Origin of the sequence: Naasia sp., from assembly GCF_025465545.1 — a bacterium.
Taxonomy (GTDB): Bacteria; Actinomycetota; Actinomycetes; order Actinomycetales; family Microbacteriaceae; genus Naasia.
Window position 1 is genome coordinate 15,944 of the sequence record NZ_JAODMK010000040.1, and the last position, 20,452, is coordinate 36,395.

The 20,452-nt window shown below is 71.6% G+C and carries 25 protein-coding genes; 3 read left to right on the forward strand and 22 right to left on the reverse strand.

All coding sequences use genetic code 11. The features are described from left to right. Positions 1–4 precede the first annotated feature (4 nt). From JWR33_RS10180 to infC, 4 genes are all read right to left on the reverse strand, one after another. Positions 5–853: an RNA methyltransferase gene (locus tag JWR33_RS10180; protein WP_297411648.1), complete on the reverse strand. Its 849-nt coding sequence runs from the start codon at positions 851–853 to the stop codon at positions 5–7. Positions 854–1,017: 164 nt separating this feature from the next. Further along, a complete protein-coding gene (gene rplT, locus JWR33_RS10185) occupies positions 1,018–1,401 on the reverse strand; it encodes a 50S ribosomal protein L20 (RefSeq protein ID WP_297411651.1) in 384 nt (127 codons plus the stop codon). Positions 1,402–1,431: 30 nt separating this feature from the next. After that, positions 1,432–1,626: a 50S ribosomal protein L35 gene (rpmI, locus tag JWR33_RS10190; protein WP_297411652.1), complete on the reverse strand. Its 195-nt coding sequence runs from the start codon at positions 1,624–1,626 to the stop codon at positions 1,432–1,434. After that, positions 1,619–2,263: a translation initiation factor IF-3 gene (infC, locus tag JWR33_RS10195; RefSeq protein WP_297411654.1), complete on the reverse strand. Its 645-nt coding sequence runs from the start codon at positions 2,261–2,263 to the stop codon at positions 1,619–1,621. Before infC ends, rpmI begins: the two co-directional genes overlap by 8 nt. Before the next feature lie 232 nt (positions 2,264–2,495). On the opposite strand from infC, the gene JWR33_RS10200 reads away from it, so the two are divergent. Further along, positions 2,496–2,861 (forward strand): DUF1844 domain-containing protein, encoded by a 366-nt coding sequence (locus tag JWR33_RS10200; RefSeq protein WP_297411656.1) that lies wholly within the window; start codon positions 2,496–2,498, stop codon positions 2,859–2,861. 19 nt (positions 2,862–2,880) lie between these two features. On the opposite strand, the gene JWR33_RS10205 is transcribed toward JWR33_RS10200, so the two are convergent. From JWR33_RS10205 to JWR33_RS10235, 7 genes are all read right to left on the reverse strand, one after another. Then, the gene (locus tag JWR33_RS10205; RefSeq protein ID WP_297411658.1) at positions 2,881–4,293 is read right to left on the reverse strand and encodes an aminotransferase class V-fold PLP-dependent enzyme; all 1,413 of its coding nucleotides are present in this window, start codon (positions 4,291–4,293) and stop codon (positions 2,881–2,883) included. Between the two features lie 31 nt (positions 4,294–4,324). Further along, positions 4,325–5,131, reverse strand: coding sequence for an SseB family protein (locus JWR33_RS10210; protein WP_366074102.1), 807 nt, complete (start codon positions 5,129–5,131; stop codon positions 4,325–4,327). Positions 5,132–5,451: 320 nt separating this feature from the next. Beyond that, positions 5,452–6,198 (reverse strand): bifunctional 1-(5-phosphoribosyl)-5-((5-phosphoribosylamino)methylideneamino)imidazole-4-carboxamide isomerase/phosphoribosylanthranilate isomerase PriA, encoded by a 747-nt coding sequence (gene priA, locus JWR33_RS10215; protein WP_297411660.1) that lies wholly within the window; start codon positions 6,196–6,198, stop codon positions 5,452–5,454. Between the two features lie 49 nt (positions 6,199–6,247). After that, positions 6,248–6,886 (reverse strand): imidazole glycerol phosphate synthase subunit HisH, encoded by a 639-nt coding sequence (hisH, locus tag JWR33_RS10220; protein ID WP_297411662.1) that lies wholly within the window; start codon positions 6,884–6,886, stop codon positions 6,248–6,250. Then, a complete protein-coding gene (gene hisB / locus JWR33_RS10225; protein ID WP_297411664.1) occupies positions 6,883–7,491 on the reverse strand; it encodes an imidazoleglycerol-phosphate dehydratase HisB in 609 nt (202 codons plus the stop codon). Before hisB ends, hisH begins: the two co-directional genes overlap by 4 nt. 52 nt (positions 7,492–7,543) lie before the next feature. Beyond that, positions 7,544–8,632: a histidinol-phosphate transaminase gene (locus JWR33_RS10230; protein WP_297411666.1), complete on the reverse strand. Its 1,089-nt coding sequence runs from the start codon at positions 8,630–8,632 to the stop codon at positions 7,544–7,546. A 44-nt stretch (positions 8,633–8,676) separates the two neighbouring features. Beyond that, entirely contained in the window at positions 8,677–9,015 is a 339-nt protein-coding gene (locus JWR33_RS10235; protein ID WP_297411667.1) for a LysM peptidoglycan-binding domain-containing protein, read from the reverse strand. A 256-nt stretch (positions 9,016–9,271) separates the two neighbouring features. Between JWR33_RS10235 and lexA the strand changes: the two genes are divergently transcribed. Then, entirely contained in the window at positions 9,272–9,940 is a 669-nt protein-coding gene (gene lexA, locus JWR33_RS10240) for a transcriptional repressor LexA (protein ID WP_297411669.1), read from the forward strand. Positions 9,941–10,023: 83 nt separating this feature from the next. Here lexA and hflX read toward each other — a convergent pair whose 3' ends face one another. After that, on the reverse strand, positions 10,024–11,577 hold the full coding sequence (hflX, locus tag JWR33_RS10245; RefSeq protein ID WP_297411671.1) for a GTPase HflX: 1,554 nt from the start codon (positions 11,575–11,577) through the stop codon (positions 10,024–10,026). Positions 11,578–11,670: 93 nt separating this feature from the next. Here hflX and JWR33_RS10250 point away from each other — a divergent pair, with 93 nt between their 5' ends. After that, entirely contained in the window at positions 11,671–12,297 is a 627-nt protein-coding gene (locus JWR33_RS10250) for a methyltransferase (RefSeq protein WP_297411673.1), read from the forward strand. 67 nt (positions 12,298–12,364) lie between these two features. On the opposite strand, the gene JWR33_RS10255 is transcribed toward JWR33_RS10250, so the two are convergent. The 10 genes from JWR33_RS10255 to pgsA all read right to left on the reverse strand — a co-directional run bounded on the left by JWR33_RS10255 (position 12,365) and on the right by pgsA (position 20,400). Continuing rightward, positions 12,365–12,889, reverse strand: coding sequence for a hypothetical protein (locus JWR33_RS10255; protein WP_297411675.1), 525 nt, complete (start codon positions 12,887–12,889; stop codon positions 12,365–12,367). Positions 12,890–12,901: 12 nt separating this feature from the next. After that, positions 12,902–13,777: a diaminopimelate epimerase gene (dapF, locus tag JWR33_RS10260; protein WP_297411677.1), complete on the reverse strand. Its 876-nt coding sequence runs from the start codon at positions 13,775–13,777 to the stop codon at positions 12,902–12,904. Between the two features lie 123 nt (positions 13,778–13,900). Further along, complete coding sequence (gene miaA, locus JWR33_RS10265) at positions 13,901–14,869, reverse strand: tRNA (adenosine(37)-N6)-dimethylallyltransferase MiaA (RefSeq protein WP_297411679.1); 969 nt, start codon at positions 14,867–14,869, stop codon at positions 13,901–13,903. Next, positions 14,866–16,389, reverse strand: coding sequence for a tRNA (N6-isopentenyl adenosine(37)-C2)-methylthiotransferase MiaB (miaB, locus tag JWR33_RS10270; RefSeq protein WP_297411891.1), 1,524 nt, complete (start codon positions 16,387–16,389; stop codon positions 14,866–14,868). Before miaB ends, miaA begins: the two co-directional genes overlap by 4 nt. A 108-nt stretch (positions 16,390–16,497) precedes the next feature. Further along, entirely contained in the window at positions 16,498–17,127 is a 630-nt protein-coding gene (locus JWR33_RS10275) for a regulatory protein RecX (protein WP_297411681.1), read from the reverse strand. Positions 17,128–17,131: 4 nt separating this feature from the next. Then, positions 17,132–18,235 (reverse strand): recombinase RecA, encoded by a 1,104-nt coding sequence (gene recA / locus JWR33_RS10280; protein WP_297411683.1) that lies wholly within the window; start codon positions 18,233–18,235, stop codon positions 17,132–17,134. Positions 18,236–18,476: 241 nt separating this feature from the next. Continuing rightward, the gene (locus JWR33_RS10285) at positions 18,477–18,695 is read right to left on the reverse strand and encodes a DUF3046 domain-containing protein (protein WP_297411685.1); all 219 of its coding nucleotides are present in this window, start codon (positions 18,693–18,695) and stop codon (positions 18,477–18,479) included. A gap of 98 nt (positions 18,696–18,793) precedes the next feature. Beyond that, a complete protein-coding gene (locus JWR33_RS10290; RefSeq protein ID WP_297411687.1) occupies positions 18,794–19,129 on the reverse strand; it encodes a helix-turn-helix transcriptional regulator in 336 nt (111 codons plus the stop codon). 129 nt (positions 19,130–19,258) lie between these two features. After that, positions 19,259–19,774 (reverse strand): CinA family protein, encoded by a 516-nt coding sequence (locus JWR33_RS10295; protein ID WP_297411689.1) that lies wholly within the window; start codon positions 19,772–19,774, stop codon positions 19,259–19,261. Further along, the gene (gene pgsA, locus JWR33_RS10300) at positions 19,771–20,400 is read right to left on the reverse strand and encodes a CDP-diacylglycerol--glycerol-3-phosphate 3-phosphatidyltransferase (protein ID WP_297411893.1); all 630 of its coding nucleotides are present in this window, start codon (positions 20,398–20,400) and stop codon (positions 19,771–19,773) included. Before pgsA ends, JWR33_RS10295 begins: the two co-directional genes overlap by 4 nt. Positions 20,401–20,452: the final 52 nt, after the last annotated feature.

The following is a 20,452-nucleotide window of genomic DNA, read 5'->3' on the forward strand; positions in this document are numbered from 1 at the left end:
CTAGTTACCCGGCTGATGGCACGACTGATCCGTGCCGCCTCGCCGCCGCGTCGGACTCCCGCTGCGCGAACGCGCTCTCGTACAGACAGACGGACGCGGCCGTGGCGAGGTTCATCGACTCGGCGTGGCCGTAGACGGGGACCGCGAGGGCGCGATCGGCGAGGCGCAGGCTCTCCGCCTCGAGCCCCCTGGCCTCGTTGCCGAAGACCCACGCCGTGGGACCGACAAGGGATCCGTCGCGGCGCGCCTCGAGGAGGTCCTCGCCGGACACGTCCGCGGCGAGCACCTGGAGGCCCGCCTCGCGCGCGCGCACCGTGATCGCGGCCAGGTCGGCGTCGACCGCGATCGGCAGATGGAAGAGCGAGCCGGTCGTCGCCCGCACCACCTTGGGGTTGTAGAGGTCGACGGAACGGCCGGTGAGGATCACGGCGTCGGCGCCCGCCGCGTCCGCGGCGCGGATGATGGTGCCGGCGTTGCCGGGATCGCGGACCTCCTCGAGGATGACGACCAGGCGCGGCCGGTCGGCGAAGATCGCCCGGGCCGAGGCGGGGAACTGCAGGCAGACGGCCACGAAGCCCTGCGGCGTCACCGTGTCCGCCATCGCAGCGAGGACCTCCTCGCTCACGTACTCGACGTCGACCTGGGCACGCTCGGCCGCCTTCGCGACCTCCGGGTAGCGCTCGATGGCGGTGGGAGTCGCGTACAGCTCCTCGACGAGCTCGGGGCGCCAGGTGAGCGCCTCGGCGACGGCCTGGGGGCCCTCCAGGAGGAAGCGGCCGGTCTCGACGCGCTCCGTCTTGCGGGCGAGCCGGGCGACCGTGCGAACGCGCGGCGCGCGGGGGTTCTCGAGCATCGCAACAGGATATCGGCGACGGGAGCGGCCGGCCGCACGTGCACGGAGCCGCCGCGGAGACGACGAAGGGGCCGCCCTCCGAGAGGACGGCCCCTTCGCCTCGCGCGTTCCGGCCCGGATCGCGGCGCGCAGCGTGCCATCCGGGCCGGAACGTGCAGGTCGAGCTAGGAGACCTTCTGCGCCGAGGTGTCGGCAGGGAGCGCGGCGCGAGCCGTCTCCACGAGGGCCGCGAACGTGGCCTGCTCGTTGATGGCCAGGTCGGCGAGGATGCGACGGTCCACGTCGACACCCGCGAGGCCGAGGCCCTGGATGAAGCGGTTGTAGGTCATGCCCTGGGCACGCGCCGCGGCGTTGATGCGCTGGATCCACAGGCGACGGAAGTCGCCCTTGCGTGCGCGACGGTCACGGTACGCGTAGACGAGGGAGTGGGTGACCTGCTCCTTCGCCTTGCGATAGAGGCGCGACCGCTGCCCGCGGTAGCCCGATGCGCGCTCGAGGATGACCCGGCGCTTCTTGTGGGCGTTGACGGCCCGCTTGACTCTTGCCATTTCCTTCGTCCTTCTGGGGGTAGTTCGGCGTCAGAGGCCGAGGAGCTTCTTGGCGACCTTGGTGTCGGCTGCCGACATCACCTGGTCCTGGTTGAGTCGACGGGTGCGCTTGCTCGACTTGCCCTCGAGGTTGTGGCGCATGCCGGCCTGCTGCTTCATGAGCTTGCCGCTGCCGGTGATCTTGAAGCGCTTCTTGGCCCCGGAGTGGGTCTTCTGCTTAGGCACTGGTCTCCTTGGTGGTGGCGGCGTCGGGTGCTCCGGCGCCGGTGGTCTGCTCGGCGGGAGCGTCCGCCGTACGGGTCTTGCGGGTGGCGTTGGCCTCGGCCTTCGCGTCCGCCTTGTTCTTGTGGGGGCCGATGATCATCACCATGTTGCGGCCGTCGATCATCGGGGTGGACTCGACGGAGCCGAACTCGCTGACGTCCTCGGCGAAGCGCTGCAGCAGGCGGACGCCCTGGTCGGGCCTCGACTGCTCACGACCGCGGAAGAGGATCATCGCCTTGACCTTGTCCCCCGCCTTCAAGAACCCCTCGGCGCGCTTGCGCTTGGTCTCGTAGTCGTGGTTGTCGATCTTCAGGCGGAACCGGACCTCCTTGAGGATGGTGTTCGCCTGGTTGCGACGGGCCTCCTTGGCCTTCTGCGCCGTCTCGTACTTGAACTTCCCGTAGTCCATGATCTTCGCGACCGGGGGCCGCGAGTTGGGCGCCACCTCGACGAGGTCGAGGTCCGCCTCCCGGGCAAGACGGAGCGCGGCATCGATGGAGACGATGCCGACCTGCTCGCCCGCGGGTCCGACGAGTCGGACCTCCGGGACACGGATGCGGTCGTTGGTACGGGGATCGCTGATGCGCTGCTCCTTCACTCATTCCTGGCGTCCGTGCGTCTGGCACGGAGCGGCCGGAAGAGCAGAGTGAGATCCCGAGCGCTGCACGCGCTCCAGCACCAGCTCTCCGATCTCGAAGGGGTGCTGCTGACCCGGTAACCTGGTGAGGCGGTCGCCGCGGGTGGGAGGTCTCTCCACTTTTCTGTCCGGGATCGCTCCCGGGGCCCGAACAAGAATAGCAGAGACCGCTCGCCGATCGAAGGGTGCCCCATTGTCCAGCGACGTTCCCGCCTCCGCCCCTGCCGATGACACCCCAGGCGGGTACGAACGGGACATCGGCGAGGTGCCCGCGGTCGAGGTGATCAACACGGTCGCGGTGCACCTGCTGAGTGCCGCCGCGGTCAAGTGCGGCCTCGGCGAGGAGCCGGACGCCGCCGCCGACCTGGATGAGGCGCGCAAGCTGATCGACGCCCTCGCGGGACTCGTGACCGCGAGCGCACAGCACCTCGGCGACCACCACGCCCGGGCACTGCGGGATGGCCTGCGCTCGGTGCAGCTCGCCTTCCGCGAGGCCTCCCCCTATCCCGACGCCCCCGGCGCGGGCCCGGGTGAGAAGTACACCGGCCCCGTCAACTGAGCACGGCGGACCGCCCCGGTCAGCTCGCGGCGGGTTCGGCGGTCGCGGCGGGTTCGGCGGCACGGGCGACCGCATCGATCGTCTCCTCGACCTCGCGCCGGCCGGTTCGCCATGAGCTCACCGAGAACCGGATCACGGTGCGACCGCGCCAGGCGCTGAGCGAGGGCATCACGCGCCCCTCCTCGAGGATCCGGCGGAACACCTCGCGGGTGCGCTCGTCGGTCTCGAACGCCGCGCTCACCTGGGTGTAGACCACCTCGTTTCGTACGGTCGCGCCCGGGATGCGGCCCACCCCCTCGGCGATCCCCCGCGCGGCGGAGACGAGGCCGTTCACGAGGGAGCGCACGCCGTCCGCTCCGAGCACCGAGAGCGCGGCCCACACCGGCACACCCCGTGCTCGCCGCGACATCTCGGGCACCAGCTCATGCGGGTCGACGGCGGACGAGGTGAGCAGATACGCCGCGTGCACCCCCATGGCGGTCACCGCGGCCGGGGCGTCGCGGATGATCGCGATGCCGCAGTCGTACGGCGTGTTGAGGGTCTTGTGGGCGTCGGTCGCCCAGGAGTCCGCGTCCGCCAGTCCGGCGGTCAGCCCGAGCGCCGACGATGCGGCCGCCCAGAGCCCGAAGGCGCCGTCGACGTGCACCCACGCACCCGCCGCGTGCGCCGCCTCGGCCGCCGCCCGGAACGGATCGAATGCTCCGGAGTGGATGTTGCCCGCCTGCAGGCAGACGATGGTCGGCCCCGCCCCCTCGGCGAGAGCGGCCGCGAGGGCATCGACATCCAGTCGGCCCTGGGCGTCGGAGCGGACCGTCCGCGGTGCGCCGAGACCCAGGTAGCGCAGCGCGAGGTCCACGGAGCCGTGGCGCTCCTCCCCCACCAGCACGCGGATGCGCGGGCCACCGGCCAGCCCGTCCGCCGGATCCCAGCCCCCATCGCGCAGCACCCGGTCCCGCGCCGCCGCCAGGCAGGTGAAGTTGGCCATGGTCGCCCCGGTCGTGAAGCCGACCGCGGAGCGCGGGGGAAGTCCGAGCAGCTCGAGAATCCAGGCGCCCGCCATCTCCTCGACCGCCACCACCCCGGGCGTCGCGTCCCGCATGCCGGCGTTCTGGTCCCATGCCGCGACGAGCCAGTCGGCGGCGATCGCGGCGGGGAGGGTGCTGCCCATCACCCAGCCGAAGAACCGCCCGGACTGGCTGGCCATGAGTCCTGGCTCCACTGCGGCGGCGAGCCGGTCGAGGACTTCAGAGGGATCCGCCCCGCGCTCGGGCAGGGAGGAGCCTGCCGCCCCGGGCGCGAGGAGCCGGGTCACCACGTCGGCAGGGGTCCCGTCCGCCGGCACGCGCCGATCCTCGAGGGAGGCGAGCCAGCGGCGTGCGTGCGCCACGGCCCGGTCGAGGACTGCATCATCGCTGCCCTGGGGCTCCGTCACGCGGCCATGCTCGTCCTCGCCGTCGAGCCCGTCAAGCCTCCGCGGCGCGGAGCCGGACCGCGAGCGAGTCGACCCGGGCGGCGATCAGGGCGCTGGCCGCCCAGCGCGCCGTGAGCTCGGCCAGCAGCGAGTCGAGGCGCCCGCGGTCGAGCCCGCCGATCAGGGTGAGGTCCACCTGCACCTCGGGGAAGAGGAGACGGGCCTCCGGGTCGCCGGACGCGAGGCGCACCTCGAGCACCTCGGAGACCGCCGAGCAGCGGGCGAACTCGGCCGCCAGCTCCGGGTCGTCCTCGGGCGCCTGCCACGGGTGCTCCTGGGCGAGAGCGTCGAGGGCCGGGCGGCGGAGCGCGAACTCGGTGGGTGAGGTCGGATCGAGGATCACGACGTCGTTGCCCTCGGCGCGGGCGGCGAGGGCGACGCGCTCGCTCGCCGCGGGGACCGGTCGGGCGCGCGGATTCCACGCCTGCATCGCCGTGACGGAGGTGAAGGCCGGAAGAGCGGTCCTGCCATCGGGGGTGCCGACGGTCACGAGCGCCAGTTCTGCGCTCTTGTCCGTGAGCCTGCCTCCTCTGCCGGTGCCCGCCTCCGCGAGGCTCGCGAGCAGGGGGACGAGGAGTCTCGTGCCCCGCACGGCGTCGACGACCTCAGCGCGGCCGCCGTCTCCGTTCCGGAAGCGCCGGAGCGCCTCGAGGAGCAGCGGCGGCGCGGCTCCGTCGTCGTCGGCGTACGCTGTCTCGTCGAAGTGGCGGCCCGCCCAGGGCTGTCCGGCCGAATCGGTGCGCCGGCCCGGCAGATCCCCGGAAGGCTGTCCCGCCGAATCTGGGTGCCGGCCCCGCAGATTCCCGGAGGGCTGTCCCGCCGAATCGGTGCGCCGGCCCGGCAGATCCCCGGAGGGCTGTCCCGCCGAATCGGTGTGGCGGCCCGGCAGATCCCCGGAAGGCTGTCCCGCCGAATCGGTGTGGCGGCCCCGCAGATCCCCGGAAGGCTGTCCCGCCGAATCTGGGTGCCGGCCCGGCAGATCCCCGAAGGGCTGTCCCGCCGAATCGGTGCGCCGGCCCCGCAGGTCCCCGGAGGGCTGTCCCGCCGAATCGGTGCGCCGGCCCGGCAGATTCCCGGAGGGCTGTCCCGCCGAATCGGTGTGCCGGTCGGACACGCCGCTCAGCGGCTCGCGACGTCGAGCGCCTCGGCCAGGGTGAACGCCCCCGCGTAGAGCGCCTTGCCGATGATGGCGCCCTCGAGTCCCTGAGGCACGAGCTCGCGGAGCGCGACGATGTCGTCGAGGCTCGAGACACCGCCGGAAGCCACGACCGGCCGCTCCGTCTTCGTCATGAGCTCGGTGAGCAGCTCGAGGTTGGGCCCACGGAGCGTTCCATCCTTGGTTACATCGGTCACGATGTAGCGGGCGCAGCCGGCGTCCTCGAGGCGCTCGAGCACCGTCCAGAGGTCGCCTCCGTCGCGGGTCCAGCCGCGGGCGGCGAGGGTGGTGCCGCGCACGTCGAGACCGACGGCGACCGCATCGCCGTGCCGGGCGATGACGCCCGCGGCCCACTCGGGATCCTCGAGCGCCGCAGTGCCGAGGTTGATGCGGCTCGCGCCGGTGCCGAGGGCCGCCTCGAGCGTCTCCTCGTCTCGGATCCCGCCGGACAGCTCCACCTTCACGTCCCGGCAGGCGCGGATGACACGGCGGATGAGGGAGGCGTTGTTGCCGCGGCCGAATGCGGCGTCGAGGTCGACGAGGTGGATCCACTCGGCCCCCTGGTCGGCCCATTCGCGCGCGGCGTCCACGGGGTCGCCGTAGCTCGTCTCGGTGCCGGCCTCGCCCTGGGTGAGGCGCACGGCCGCTCCCCCGGCCACGTCGACAGCGGGCAGCAGGGTCAGGGCAGGCGTCGTGGCGAACTCGCTCATCGCGTCCTTCGGGTCGGGGCGCACGGGCTCGTTCCGCCCGGGCGGGAGGTCAGGAGGGGAGGCTGTCGATCCAGTTGGTAAGCAGCCGGATGCCCGCGGGCCCCGACTTCTCGGGATGGAACTGGGTGGCGGAGAGCGGGCCGTTCTCGACGGCCGCGATGAAGGGCGAGCCGTGGGTGGCCCAGGTGACGGCGGGAGCCGGAAAGGGCTTCTGCACGTCCAGGGTCCAGTCCTGTGCTCCATAGGAGTGCACGAAGTAGAACCGCTCGCCGCGGATGCCCTCGAACAGCACCGAGTTACGAGGGGCGTCCACGGTGTTCCAGCCGATGTGAGGAAGCACCGGCGCCTTGAGCTCCTCGACCTCACCAGGCCATTCGCCGAGTCCTGTGGTGTCGGCGCCTCGCTCGCGTCCGCGCTCGAACAGCACCTGCATGCCGACGCAGATCCCGAGGACGGGACGGCCGCCGGCCAGGCGCCGGTCGATGAGCTCCCCTCCCCGGGCGGCATCCAGCGACGCCATGACGGCAGCGAAAGCTCCGACGCCGGGCACGACCAGGCCATCCGCTTCCATCGCCTTCTGCCGGTCGCCCGTCAGCTCCACGTCGGCGCCGGCCAGCTGCAGCGCCTTGACGGCGGAGTGCACGTTGCCGCTGCCGTAGTCGAGCACGACCACCGAAGGGCGGCTCACAGCGCGCCCTTCGTGGACGGAACGCCGGACACCCGGGGATCGAACTCCTTCGCGGTGCGGAAGGCGCGCGCGAACGCCTTGAACTCTGCCTCGGCGATGTGGTGCGGATCGCGTCCGGCCAGGACCTGGATGTGCACGGTCAGGCCCGCCGCGAAGGTGACCGCCTCGAAGAAGTGCCGCACCATTGACCCGGTGAAGTGACCGCCGATCAGGTGGTACTCGAAGCCCTCCGGCTCGCCGCCGTGCACCAGGTACGGCCGGCCCGAGATGTCCACGACGGCGCGGGCGAGCGCCTCGTCGAGCGGCACGAGCGCGTCGCCGAATCGGGCGATGCCGGACTTGTCGCCGAGCGCCCGGCGGATGGCGGTGCCCAGCACGATCCCGGTGTCCTCGACGGTGTGGTGCACGTCGATCTGAACGTCCCCGCTCGCGGTCACGGTGAGGTCGGTCAGCGAGTGCTTCGCGAAGGCGGTGAGCATGTGGTCGAAGAACGGGACGGTCGTCGAGATGTCGGAGCGACCGCTGCCGTCGAGGTCGAGGCGCAGGTCGACGGAGGATTCGCTCGTCTCGCGCTGGAGGTGCGCGGTGCGCTGCCCGGGTGCCATGATTCGCCCAGTTTACGAGGACGGAGGGCGCCGTCGGTCGCCCCCGAAAGAGTCAGGCCCCCGCGCCGTCTCCGAGGCTCGCCAGGGCGGCGAGGAACTCGGTGGTCTCCACCTCGGTCCCGGCGCTGACGCGGAGGGTGCCCGGGATGCCCAGGTTGCGCACCAGCACCTCCCTGTCGAGCAGCTCTGCCCACGTGCGGGCGGGGTCGGCCACACCTCCGAACAGCACGAAGTTCGCGGAGCTGCGCCACGGCGAGTAGCCCAGCCCGGGGAGCTCGGCGACGATGCGGTCGCGCTGCTCCTTGATCTCATCGACCCCCGCGAGCAGCTCATCGGCGTGGCCGAGAGCCGCGATGGCGGCCGCCTGGGTCAGCGCCGACAGGTGGTAGGGCAGCCGGACGAGGCGCAGGGCGTCCGCGACCGCGGGATCGGCGGCGAGGTAGCCCACCCGGGCCCCGGCGAAGGCGAAGGCCTTGCTCATCGTGCGGGACACCAGCAGCCGCTCGCGTCCGGGCAGCAGGGTGAGGGCGTTGTCCTCATCCGTCGGCATGAACTCGGCGTATGCGGCGTCGACGAAGACCATGCCGTCCGTCGCCGCGTACGCGGCCTCGATGACATCGAGGCCGAGCGGGGTGCCGGTCGGGTTGTTCGGTCCGCAGAGGAACACGAGGTCGGGGCGCGTTCGCTCGATCTCCGCGACGACCGTCTCCGCTGACAGCTCGAACTCGGCGTCACGCCGGCCGTCGATCCATCGGGTGCCGGTGCCCGCGGCCAGGATCGAGTGCATGGAGTACGTGGGCGGGAAGCCGAGCACGCTGCGTCCGGGCCCCCCGAAGGCCTGCAGGACCTGCTGGATGACCTCGTTCGAGCCGTTGCCGGCCCACACCTGGTCCGCGCTGACGCCGTGCCCGAGGTAGCCGGCGAGGCGCTCGCGGAGCACCGTGAACTCCCGGTCGGGATAGCGGTGGATCGTCCTGACCGCCTCGGCGATCGCGGCCACGATGTCCTGCGCCACGTCGTCGGGCACCCCATGGGTGTTCTCGTTGACGTTCAGGGCGATGCGCACGCTGCGCTGCGGAGCGCCGTAGGGCTCGCGCCCGCGGAGGTCGTCCCGGATCGGCAGGTCGGCGAGCGAAGTCACCGCACGAGTTTAGGGCCGAGCACGGAGCCGCTTCGAGCGATGCCTCAGTCGACGTACCGGGCGGGGATGGCGAGCGACTGACCGGGAACGACGGACTGGTCGGCGAGGCTGTTGAGCCGCGAGATGTCGACGATGACGTCGCGCGGGTCCTGGTCGGGCGCGATGCGCTCGGCGATGCTCCACAGCGACTCGCCGGCACTCACCGTGACCGTCCGGTACGAGGCGCTGACCACCTCGGAACCCGCCATGGCAGGGGTGGAGACGGACGCGAGCACGATGCCGATCACGATGGGCGCCGCGGCGAGACCGCCGAACACCGCGCGACCGCGGCGGGTGAGGCGCAGGGCTGGGCGCTGTGCCGGAATGATGCTGATGCTGCTCACGATGTCCTCCTCGAGACCCCGGGTGCGGCGCTCGGCCGGGAGCGCCGCACTCGAAGGTGTGTATCGAATCTATCTTCGAATGTCGAACATCGCAAGATCCGGTTTCCGCGGGCTGTTTGCGGGTCTATTCGAAGACACGCTCGAACGAACCGTTGTCGCGGACCCCGAATCTGGATACAGTTTCGATGTTCGCCGCAAGGCAACCAGCAACCACCGACATCGCAACCACGAGTCGGTCGACCGGGGGGAAACGGCGATGAGCGCGGAGCGCAGCGGCACGAGGCGACGAACGAGCCTGAGCGACAAGCAGCAGGCGATCCTCGAGGTGATCGCCCGGTCGGTCGCCTCCCGTGGCTATCCGCCGAGCATGCGCGAGATCGGCGACGCCGTCGGTCTGTCGTCCCTCTCGAGCGTCACCCACCAGCTGAACCAGCTCGAGCTCTCCGGCTACCTGCGTCGCGATCCCAACCGGCCCCGGGCGCTGGAGATCCTGATCGACGTGCCGCTGTCGGGCACCGATGACGCTGCCGAGAACTCCACGCCGGTCGGCGACGCCGCCATGGTCCCCCTGGTCGGGCGCATCGCGGCCGGCATCCCGATCACCGCGGACCAGCAGGTCGAGGAGGTGTTCCCCCTCCCCCGTCAGCTCGTCGGCAAGGGCGAGCTCTTCATGCTCAAGGTGGTGGGCGAGTCGATGATCGACGCCGCCATCTGCGACGGCGACTGGGTCGTCGTGCGCACGCAGCGCACGGCCGAGAACGGCGAGATCGTCGCGGCGATGCTCGACGGCGAGGCCACCATCAAGGTGTTCCGCCAGCGCGACGGGCACACCTGGCTGCTGCCGCGCAACAGTGCGTTCGAGCCGATCCTGGGCGACGAGGCCGAGCTGCTCGGCAAGGTCGTCGCCGTCCTCCGCTCTCTCTGACCCGTCACCCCAGGTGCCCGTTCCGGCGGGAAGTGCCCGCTAGAAGGGTCACTTTCCGCCGGAACGGGCACCTGGGACAGATGTCAGGACGCGATTCCGCCGGAGGCCACCAGGTACGGCGCCAGCAGCGCCCTCTCCTCCGGCCCGACGAGGGCATGCACGCGGGTGCCGGTCTCCTCGTAGCCGAGTTCGAGCACCTTGCCGCGTTCGTGCAGGACCGCGACCAGGTCCCCGCGGTCATAGGGGATCACCGCGTCCACGTCGAGCTGCGGGGTGGGCAGCAGGTCGGAGAGCCGCGCGAGCAGCTCCTCCATCCCCTCGCCGGTGCGGGCCGAGACGAAGATCGAGTCGGGCTCGAGGCCGCGCAGCACGAGCCGCTCGTCGGGTCCCGCGAGATCGGCCTTGTTGAAGACCACCAGCTCGGGGATGCCGCGCGCGCCGACCTCGCCGATCACGTTCCGCACCGTCGTGAGCTGAGCCGCCGGATCGGGGTGGGACGCGTCGACCACGTGCAGCAGCACGTCGGCGTCCGCCGTCTCCTCGAGGGTGGAGCGGAACGCCTCGACCAGCTGGTGCGGCAGGTTGCGCACGAAGCCCACCGTGTCGGTCAGGGTGAAGAGGCGGCCATCCTGCGTCTCGTAGCGGCGCACGGTGGCATCCAGCGTGGCGAAGAGCGCGTTCTCCACCAGGACGCCCGCGCGGGTGATCCGGTTGAGCAGCGACGACTTGCCGGCGTTCGTGTAGCCCACGATGGCGACGGAGGGCACCGCGTTGCGGCGACGGTTGGCGCGCTTGGCCTCGCGGGCCGGCTTCATGTCCTTGATCTGCTTGCGCAGGCGGGCCATCCGGGAGTGGATGCGGCGGCGGTCGAGCTCGATCTTCGTCTCACCGGGGCCGCGCGAGCCCATTCCGGCGCCGGCGCCGCCCACCTGGCCACCGGCCTGGCGAGACATCGAGTCACCCCAGCCGCGCAGGCGCGGGAGGAGGTATTCGAGCTGTGCGAGCTCGACCTGGGCCTTGCCCTCGCGGCTCTTGGCGTGCTGACTGAAGATGTCGAGGATCACCGCGGTGCGGTCGATGACCTTCACCCCGACGACGTCCTCGAGGGCACGCCGCTGGCTGGGGGCGAGCTCGGTGTCCGCCACCACGGTGTCGGCGCCGAGCGCGCGAACGCGGTCGCGCAGCTCGATGGCCTTGCCGCTGCCGAGATAGGTGCTGGGGTCAGGCGTCGCCCGCTTCTGCAGCAGGCCGTCGAGCACCACCGCCCCGGCCGTCTCGGCCAGCGCGGACAGCTCCCGCATCGAGTTCTCGGCGTCGGGAAGGCCGCCCTGCGGGTGCACGCCGATCAGCACGACGCGCTCGAGGCGCAGCTGCCGGTACTCGACCTCGGTGACGTCTTCGAGCTCGGTGGAGAGCCCGCTGACCCGGCGCAGCGCCTGACGCTCCTCGAGGTCGAGCTGCTCGCCGTCGGCGTTGTCCGCCGGCGCGGGCTGGGGTGCGGCGCCCGCCGCCGTGGCAGGGAAGAGGGCGTAGTCGGCGGACCGGCGGTCGGCTGCGGCGAGCACGCGGGCGACGACGTCGTCCGTGTTCGTCTGCGCGTCGTCGCGCTCCGGCAGTCCCGTGTCGGTCGTATCCATTGAGGTCAAGAGTATTGGTTCCATCCGTTATGTTTCCTGCATGGGACGCCCTGTGCACCGCGCCCCCGAATCCGTAGGATCCGCGGGAGCGAGATGAGCAGCAGTCACTACTTCTCCGCCGAGCCCGAGGGTGAGCTGCGTCCCCGGCGGATCGCGGTGCGACTCGCGGGACTCGATCTCGAGGTGACGACGGCGGGCGGGGTGTTCAGTCCCGAACACCTCGACACCGGCACGCGCGTGCTCCTCGACGCGGTTCCCGACCCCGCCCCCGCCGGCGACCTGCTGGACGTCGGCTGCGGCTGGGGGCCCATCGCGCTGTCGCTCGCGCTGTCCTCTCCCGGCGCCACCGTGTGGGCGGTGGACGTCAACGAGAGGGCTCTCGAACTCACGCGCCGCAATGCCGCCGAGTTGGGCCTCACCAATGTGAACGCCGTGCTGCCCGCGGATGTTCCCGCGGAGGTGCGCTTCCGCACCATCTGGAGCAATCCGCCGATCCGAGTGGGCAAGGCTGAGCTGCACGCCCTGCTCACCGCCTGGCTGCCCCGGCTGGCCCCCGCCGGCGACGCGTGGCTCGTGGTGTCCCGCAATCTGGGCGCGGATTCGCTGCTGCGCTGGCTCGGCGAGGAGCTTCCCGCGCTGAATTCGGAGCGGGTCGCGACCGACAAGGGCTTCCGCGTGATCCGGGTAGGGCCCGTCCCCCAGCAGGCAGAACGAGCTTGAGCAGGCGGAAACGCGCGCATACGGCGCGTGGACGCCTTTCTCCCTGCTGAGGGAGAGTGCGGGGCCGTCAGGAGGCGCTGTCGACCGGATTCGGGGCGTCGGGAGCGAGCAGCCGGATCGAGCCGATCGTCGCCTCCAGCACCAGGACGCCGTCGGTGAGCCGGAAGTCCTGAACCGTCACGCCTTCCGCGATGGTGTTCACGGCCGCCTGCACCGCGACCCGCACCAGCGGGTCCGGAACTCCTGCGGTCACCTCGACCACGCCCGTCGGGACGCCGGAGCGCTCGATCCCCTCGTTCACCTGCGAGAGGAGGAAGGGCACCAGCCGGTGGGCGGGCAGGCCGCGCGCGTGCGCGGTGAGGGCGAAGGTCGCGACGCCGTCCTCGAAGCCGGTGAAGGCGGCCGCCACCGCAACGGATCCTGCTGCCGCCAGGGCGAGCGCGAACAGGAACGAGTCGGTGTGCAGCGCGCGCAGATCCACGTCGGCGAAGACCGTTGAGCCCTCGCAGCGGAGCGACTGCACCAGTGCGGGAAGCGGGGAGCGCAGGGTGCCCAGCCGGACGGCTTCGTCGAACGGCAGCTCGATTCTCATCGGGCGTCGCCGCTAGATCTCGAGGGTTCCGCTGAACACCAGCTCGGCCGGTCCGCTGAGGGACACGTGCTCGCCCTCCTCGGTGGGGAACATGCGCACGCCGACGACGCCGCCCGCCACCTCGACCCGCCAGGAGTTGGGTGCCCCCGCGCCGGCCCAGTGCCGGGTGGCCAGCGCGGCCGCAGCTGCTCCCGTGCCGCAGGAGAGCGTCTCGCCACTGCCGCGCTCGTGCACCCGCATGCGGATCCTGCCGACGCCGTCCTGCACCAGGGGGTCGCGGGGCAGCACGAGCTCCACATTCGCTCCCTCGGGGGGCGCAGGGTCGATCACGGGGATGAAGGTGAGGTCGGCCGCCTCGAGCTCGGCCGTATCGGCGACCGCGAGCACGACGTGCGGGTTGGGAACGCTGATCGACACCCCCGGCCGGGCGACGGGAAGGCTGTGCACATGCACCAGGGGGTCGCCGGGCTCCAGGCGCCAGCGGCCGAGGTCCACGGAGAAGCCGCCCGCGCTGCGGGTCACGTCGCGGACTCCGCCGCGAGTGCCGATCGCGAGGGTGCCACCCTCCGGGATCTCTGCCAGGCCCTCCTCGAGCAGGAAGCGCGCGAAGACCCGGATTCCGTTGCCGCACATCTCTGCGATGCTGCCGTCCGCGTTGCGGTAGTCCATGAACCACTCCGCGGCGGGCTCCTCGGCCAGCGCTGCCACCCCCGCATCGAGGCGGGCGGAGCGGACCGCCCGGAGGATGCCGTCCGCGCCCACGCCGAAGTGCCGGTCGCAGATCGCGGCCACCTGTTCCGGCGACAGGTCTGACTCGCCGTCGGCGTCGGCGAACAGGACGAAGTCGTTCCCGGTCCCGTGCCCCTTGGTGAAGGTGAGAGTGGCCATGCTCCAACCCTAGGGCTCGCCGCCGAGCGCGCCGCGAGACGCCGACCGCGCCCCTTGTCCAGGGCGCGCTCGGCGTGTGAAGGCGCACTCGGCGTTCCGGCGGCATCGCCCCACGGACGGCCCCTATCGAGGGACGACGGCCGAGACAGCCGCATCCACGAGGCCGGGATCGCCCGCCGGCAGCCGCACCGCGTCGCCCCATCGCGCGAACCAGGAGCGCTGGCGCCGCACATAGCGCCAGGTGAGCTGGATGGTCTCGTCCACCGCCTCCTCCAGGGACTGCCGCCCCCGGAGCACGGCGAGGGCCTGCGCGTAGCCGATCGCCCGCCGCGCGGTCACCCCCTGCTCGAGGCCGCGGTCGCGCAGCGCCCGCACCTCGTCGAGCAGGCCGCCGGCGAACATGCCCCTGGCGCGCCCGGCCAGGACCTCCTTGAGGCCCTCCCGCCCGGAGGCCGGCACATCGAGGAGCAGCACCGTGGCGGGCCGCCACTGCCGGGACTCGTCGGGCAGGCTCGCCGAATAGGGCCGCCCGGTGAGCTGGATCACCTCGAGGGCCCGCACGACGCGTCGCCCGTTGCCGGAATCGATGGCCGCCGCGGCCTCGGCGTCACGGTCGCGCAGGCGCTGCCACAGCGTCTCGGAGCCGAGCGCGGCGAGCTCCTCCTCGAGGGCCGCGCGGAGCGCCGGGTCGGTGCCGGGGAAGCGGAAGTCGTGCAGGACCGCCGAGAGGTAGAGGCCGGAGCCGCCGACGAGGATCGGCACGGCGCCGCGCGACTGGATGTCGGCGATCACCGCGCGGGCGTCCGCCTGGTAGTCCGCCACCGTCGAGGCCTCGCTGACCTCCAGCACGTCGAGCAGGTGATGCGGGATCCCCCGCCGCTCCTCGACCGCGAGCTTGGCCGTGCCGATGTCCATGCCTCGATAGAGCTGCATGGCGTCGGCGTTGACGATCTCGACCGGGGGGCCGCCGTGCGCGGTGAGCCGCTCGGCCAGCTCGAGGGAGAGCCCCGACTTGCCCGTGCCGGTCGGCCCCGCTATGGCGACGAGCGGCGGTGCCGTCTGCCGGCCCCCTCCGGGAGGAAGGCCGGTCACCGACCGATGCGCAGACCCGGCAGGCCGAGCGACACCGGTCCCGTGGTCGCCGCCGCGGCTGCGGCTGCGGACGATGGGACGGCGCAGCTGTCGGCCTCCGCCCGGTCCCAGGCGTCTCCGGCCCGAGTGCGGGTGATGCGCAGCGGCGCCCCGGTCGGGTCGTCGGCGAGCAGATGGAAGGGAGCCGCGCGGGTGACCGTCGCGGTGACGAGGTCCCCGGGACGCGGCACGTCGGATCCGGGCGTCACCTCGAAGTGCACGAGCCGGCCGTCGCGACCGCGACCGCTGAGGCGGGCGGACGCGCTGTCCTTGCGTCCCTCCCCTGTGGCGACCAGGATCTCCACCGAACGGCCGACCTGCCGCTCGTTCTCCTCCCAGGAGATGCGCTCCTGCAGAGCCGCGAGCCGCTCGTAGCGCTCCTGCACGACCGCCTTGGGGACCTGGTCGGGCAGGGTGGCGGCCGGGGTGCCGGGCCGGATCGAGTACTGGAAGGTGAATGCGGAGCCGAAGCGCGCCGCCTCGACGACCCGCAGGGTCTCCTGGAAGTCCTCCTCGGTCTCGCCGGGGAAGCCGACGATGATGTCGGTGCTGATGGCCGCGTCGGGCATGCGGGTGCGCACGCGGTCGAGGATTCCGAGGAACTTCTCCGACCGGTAGGACCGGCGCATGGCCCGCAGGATGCGGTCGGATCCGGATTGCAGGGGCATGTGCAGCTGCGGCATCACCGCGGGCGTCTCCGCCATCGCATCGATCACGTCATCGGTGAAGGCGGCGGGATGCGGGCTGGTGAACCGGATGCGCTGCAGGCCATCGATCGTTCCCGCTGCACGGAGGAGCTTGCCGAACGCGTGCCGGTCCCCGAACTCGACGCCGTAGGAGTTGACGTTCTGCCCGAGCAGTGTCACCTCGATGGCGCCGTCGTCGACGAGGGCCTGGATCTCGGCGAGGACGTCTCCGGGCCGCCGGTCCTTCTCCTTGCCGCGGAGGGAGGGCACGATGCAGAAGGTGCAGGTGTTGTTGCAGCCGACGGAGATGGAGACCCAGCCGCTGTAGATCGAGTCCCGCTTGGCGGGAAGCGTCGAGGGGAAGACCTCGAGCGACTCGAGGATCTCGAGCTGCGCCTCGCCGTTGTGCCGGGCGCGCTCGAGCAGGGTGGGCAGCGAGCCCATGTTGTGGGTGCCGAAGACCACGTCGACCCATGGCGCCTTCTCCAGGATGACGTTCTTGTCCTTCTGCGCAAGGCAGCCGCCGACAGCGATCTGCATTCCCGCGTGCCGGCGCTTGACGGAGGCGAGGTGACCGAGGTTGCCATAGAGCTTGTTGTCGGCGTTCTCGCGCACGGCGCAGGTGTTGATCACCACGACGTCCGCCTCCTCGCCGTCGGCGGCGACGTAGCCTGCCGCCTCCAGCGAGCCGCTCAGCCGCTCGGAGTCGTGCACGTTCATCTGGCAGCCGAAGGTGCGGACCTCGTAGGTGCGCGGGCGCAGGACGCCCGTCTCTTCTGCCCGCTCGACCGTCATGCTCATGATCGGCCAGTGTAATTCGGCCAGGGCTTCGCACGACGCAGAGCGCCGGACGGCAGGCGAGGCATCAGGGGTGCGGAGTGGGCAGCCGGGCAGAGGGCTGGCTCAGCGCCGGGAGCCGAGGGCCGTGTCCACCGCGTGCTGAAGGACGCTGCCCGAGAAGCCGCGACGCTGCAGGAACCCGGCGAGTCGGCGCCGGGCGGTCTCGGCGTCGTAGCTGGTGAGCTGGCGGGCCCGGTTCTCGGCGACCTGGACGGCGCGTTCGCGCTCCCCTTCGTCGTCGAGGGAGGCGAGCGCCTCCTCGATCGCGACGGCGTCGACTCTGCGCCGCCGGAGCTCCGCGGCCACTGCAGACCGGCCCCGTCCCTTGCGCTCGGTCTCGCTGCGCACGACGGATTCCGCCAGAGCCGCGTCGTCGAGGTAGCGTCCGTCCTCGAGCCGGGTGACCTCCGCCTCGATCTCATCAGGCTCGATGCCGCGGTCGGCGAGCCGGTCGCGCATCTCCGCCACGGACATGCCGCGACGGGTGAGTGCGGCGACGCTCACGTTGCGCGCCCTGCGCTCCGCCCGCTCGCGGGCCTTCTCGCCCGGTCCCGGCTCCTTCGCCGGCGGCGCCTCATCGGCGGGATGCTCGGAGCCACCGATGCTCGGAAGCGCCGAGTCGGCCGCCCCGTCCGCCCTGCCGCGGCCGGAGCCGAACAGCGAGATGACCGGGGCGACCCACTCGTCGGTCACGGGATCAGGCCCCGACAGCCTTGCGCGCGGCCAGCTTCGGCTCGATGGAGACTGCTGCACTGCCGTCGGCGGCCTCGGCGGCGGCGGCCGCCGCCGCTGCGGCGGCACCTTCCGCTCCGACACCCAGCTTCGCGAGGATCTTCTTCTCGATCTCTGCCGCGATGTCGGGGTTCTTCAGCAGGAAGTTGCGGGCGTTCTCCTTGCCCTGGCCCAGCTGGTCGCCCTCGTAGGTGTACCAGGCGCCGGACTTCTTGACGATGAGGTGCTCGACACCGAAGTCGATGAGGCTGCCCTCGCGGCTGATGCCCACTCCGTAGAGGATGTCGAACTCGGCCTGCTTGAAGGGCGGAGCCATCTTGTTCTTGACGACCTTGACGCGGGTGCGGTTGCCGACCGCCTCGGTGCCCTCCTTGAGCGTCTCGATGCGCCGGATGTCGAGGCGCACGGAGGCGTAGAACTTGAGCGCCTTGCCACCGGCGGTGGTCTCCGGGCTGCCGAAGAACACGCCGATCTTCTCGCGCAGCTGGTTGATGAAGATGGCGGTGGTCTTGGTCTGGCTGAGCCCGCCGGTGAGCTTGCGCAGCGCCTGGGACATGAGTCGCGCCTGCAGGCCGACGTGGGAGTCGCCCATGTCGCCCTCGAGCTCGACACGGGGGACGAGAGCCGCAACCGAGTCGATGACGACGAGGTCGATCGCTCCGGATCGCACCAGCATGTCGGCGATCTCGAGGGCCTGCTCACCCGTGTCGGGCTGCGACACGAGGAGGGCGTCGATGTCGACTCCGAGCTTCTTCGCGTACTCCGGATCGAGGGCGTGCTCCGCGTCGATGAAGGCGGCGATGCCGCCGAGGCGCTGCGCATTGGCGATGGCGTGCAGGGTGAGCGTCGTCTTTCCCGACGACTCAGGACCATAGATCTCCACGATGCGCCCGCGCGGCAGTCCGCCGATGCCGAGCGCGACGTCGAGCGCGATCGAGCCGGTGGGGATGACCTCGATGGGGGCGCGCTCGTCACTGCCGAGGCGCATGACGGAGCCCTTGCCGAACTGGCGGTCGATCTGGGCGAGAGCGGTCTCGAGGGCTTTCTCGCGGTCGGACGGTGAAGGCACGGGATCTCCTGTGGTGTCGTGGTGGGGCGCCTATAGGCTGTCGCCCGCTCCCGTTTCCGGTGCGGACCGACAAGGCATGCGGTGAATCTCGCCGGTGGATCCGACCCTAGGCGGCACCTCCGACAGGGCCGGAGGGCGCCGTGACTCGGGGAGAACTCCCTGCGTGAAGCACCTGTGCAGGAGACTACGACCGTTCGAAGATATCTTCGAGAGGCGCGCGGCGTGTCCCTGCCGCATCACCTCAGCGGGCGGGTCGGCCCCTGCCGTGCCACCGCTCGCGGGGCACGTCGGTGGCCCGGCAGAGCGCCGCCCACACGTCTCCCGGCGTCCGGCCGGCGGCGAGGGCCTGATCGGCGGTCAGCCCACCCAGCTCGTCGAGCACGAACTCCCGGGCGAGTGCGCGGCCGTAGGCGTCGCCGAACTCCTCGCCCACGGCGAACCGGAACTCGCTCAGACGCACCCGGTCACGCTACCAATCCTTCCGGCGCCCGGAAACGACGAACGCCCCGCTGGGAAAGCGAGGCGTTCGGCCGGAAGAGGAGGTCAGGTGGCCAAGAATCAGCGGGAGACGAGGTCCGCCCCGAAGTCCTTGGCGAACGAGTCGTCGCCGAACTGGTCGCGGAAGTCGGCGGGCACGGTGTCGGGGATCACGTCGATGCCCTCGAGGACGGCGAGGCGATCGCCGACCTCACGCATGATCACCGAGATGGGAGTGTCGAGCGCGTCGGCCACCGAAGCGAGGATCTCCGAGGAGGCCTCCTTCTGGCCGCGCTCCACCTCGCTGAGGTAGCCGAGGGCGACACTCGCCTTGCTGGCCACCTGGCGGAGGGTGCGCCCCTTCTGGAGACGGAAGTCCCGCAGAACGTCGCCGAGCTCCTGACGAACTAGAACCATGTGGACCTCCCTACAGTGTTTCGGTGCTGGACGGTTGAGAAACGATACCCCGGGGGGAGGACCAACCCTACGGAGACGCGGTGTGTATTGCTTGTGAACACATCATCTGTAACGCCGCAGAAACCTGAGCTATTCCGACTCAAGGCCTCGACCGGCGTCCGGACGGCCAGCAGCCCCGGAATCGGAGCGGACCACCTCCTCCGCCAGCTCGAGCACGGCGTCGACGGCGGCGGCCCGGATCTCGGCGCGTGAGCCGGCGAGATCCACGCGACGCACCCGGGTCCCCTCGGCGGTGGCCACGGCGAGGTAGACCTCGCCAGGGGCGTGCCCGTCCTGCGGATCGGGCCCGGCGACCCCGGTCGTGCTGATGCCGACGTCGGCGCCGCACGAGCGTCGCACGCCCTCGGCCATCTGCCCGGCGACGTCGGCGTGGACGGCGCCGCTGCGCTCGAGCAGGGCGGCGTCGACCCCCAGCAGCACGTGCTTGAGCTCGGTGGCGTAGGAGACGATCCCGCCGCGGAACACGGCAGAGGCGCCGGGCACGCTCACCAGCCGGTCGGCCACCAGTCCGCCGGTGAGCGACTCCGCCGCGGCCAGGGTGAGGGCGCGCTCCCCGAGCAGGGCGAGGAGTCGCTGTGCGGTCACCGGCGCCGGTTCCTCGTGAACGCCTGGAGAAGGTAGTCGGCGCCCGTCACGATGGTGAGCGCCACGGCGACGGTCATCAGCAGCGCGCCCGCGCCCACGATCCACGGCACCGCGGCGTCGAGGCCCAGATCGTCGGCCAGCGCGGGCAGCGGCGCGAGGAGCACGGAGATCGCGACGGACTGCAGCACGGTCTTGAGCTTGCCTCCCCGCGATGCGGGGATCACGCGGTCGCGCAGCACGCTGAAGCGGAACACGGTGATGCCCACCTCGCGGACCAGGACGAGGATCGTGACCCACCACGGCAGCTCGCCGAGGATCGAGAGGCCCACCAGGGCGCCGCCGATGAGGACCTTGTCGGCGATGGGGTCGAGCAGGATGCCCACGTTGGTCACGAGATTGCGGCGCCGCGCCAGGTGCCCGTCGAGTCCGTCCGTGGCGATCGCCACGACGAAGAGGACCGTCGCGATCCAGCGCAGGGCTCCCCCGTCGCCGGCGTCGGCGAGCAGCAGCCAGAGGAAGACCGGGGCGAAGAGGATGCGCACGATCGTGATGAGGTTGGCGACATTGCCGTCGCTGACCTTGGTGTCGCCCGCCTGCACTACGCGACCGCGCGCCCGCTCGACCACCTTGGCCGAGCCGCGCTCGTAGCTGGCGCGCGCCCGCAGCTTGGCCCGTCGG

Coding starts and splice junctions, on each gene's coding strand:
- JWR33_RS10180 (WP_297411648.1), bottom strand. CDS start 853: ATGCTCGAGAACCCCCGCGCGCCGCGCGTTCGCACGGTCGCCCGGCTC.
- rplT (WP_297411651.1), bottom strand. CDS start 1,401: ATGGCAAGAGTCAAGCGGGCCGTCAACGCCCACAAGAAGCGCCGGGTC.
- priA (WP_297411660.1), bottom strand. CDS start 6,198: ATGAGCGAGTTCGCCACGACGCCTGCCCTGACCCTGCTGCCCGCTGTC.
- hisB (WP_297411664.1), bottom strand. CDS start 7,491: ATGGCACCCGGGCAGCGCACCGCGCACCTCCAGCGCGAGACGAGCGAA.
- lexA (WP_297411669.1), top strand. CDS start 9,272: ATGAGCGCGGAGCGCAGCGGCACGAGGCGACGAACGAGCCTGAGCGAC.
- hflX (WP_297411671.1), bottom strand. CDS start 11,577: ATGGATACGACCGACACGGGACTGCCGGAGCGCGACGACGCGCAGACG.
- JWR33_RS10250 (WP_297411673.1), top strand. CDS start 11,671: ATGAGCAGCAGTCACTACTTCTCCGCCGAGCCCGAGGGTGAGCTGCGT.
- JWR33_RS10255 (WP_297411675.1), bottom strand. CDS start 12,889: ATGAGAATCGAGCTGCCGTTCGACGAAGCCGTCCGGCTGGGCACCCTG.
- dapF (WP_297411677.1), bottom strand. CDS start 13,777: ATGGCCACTCTCACCTTCACCAAGGGGCACGGGACCGGGAACGACTTC.
- miaB (WP_297411891.1), bottom strand. CDS start 16,389: ATGACGGTCGAGCGGGCAGAAGAGACGGGCGTCCTGCGCCCGCGCACC.
- JWR33_RS10290 (WP_297411687.1), bottom strand. CDS start 19,129: ATGGTTCTAGTTCGTCAGGAGCTCGGCGACGTTCTGCGGGACTTCCGT.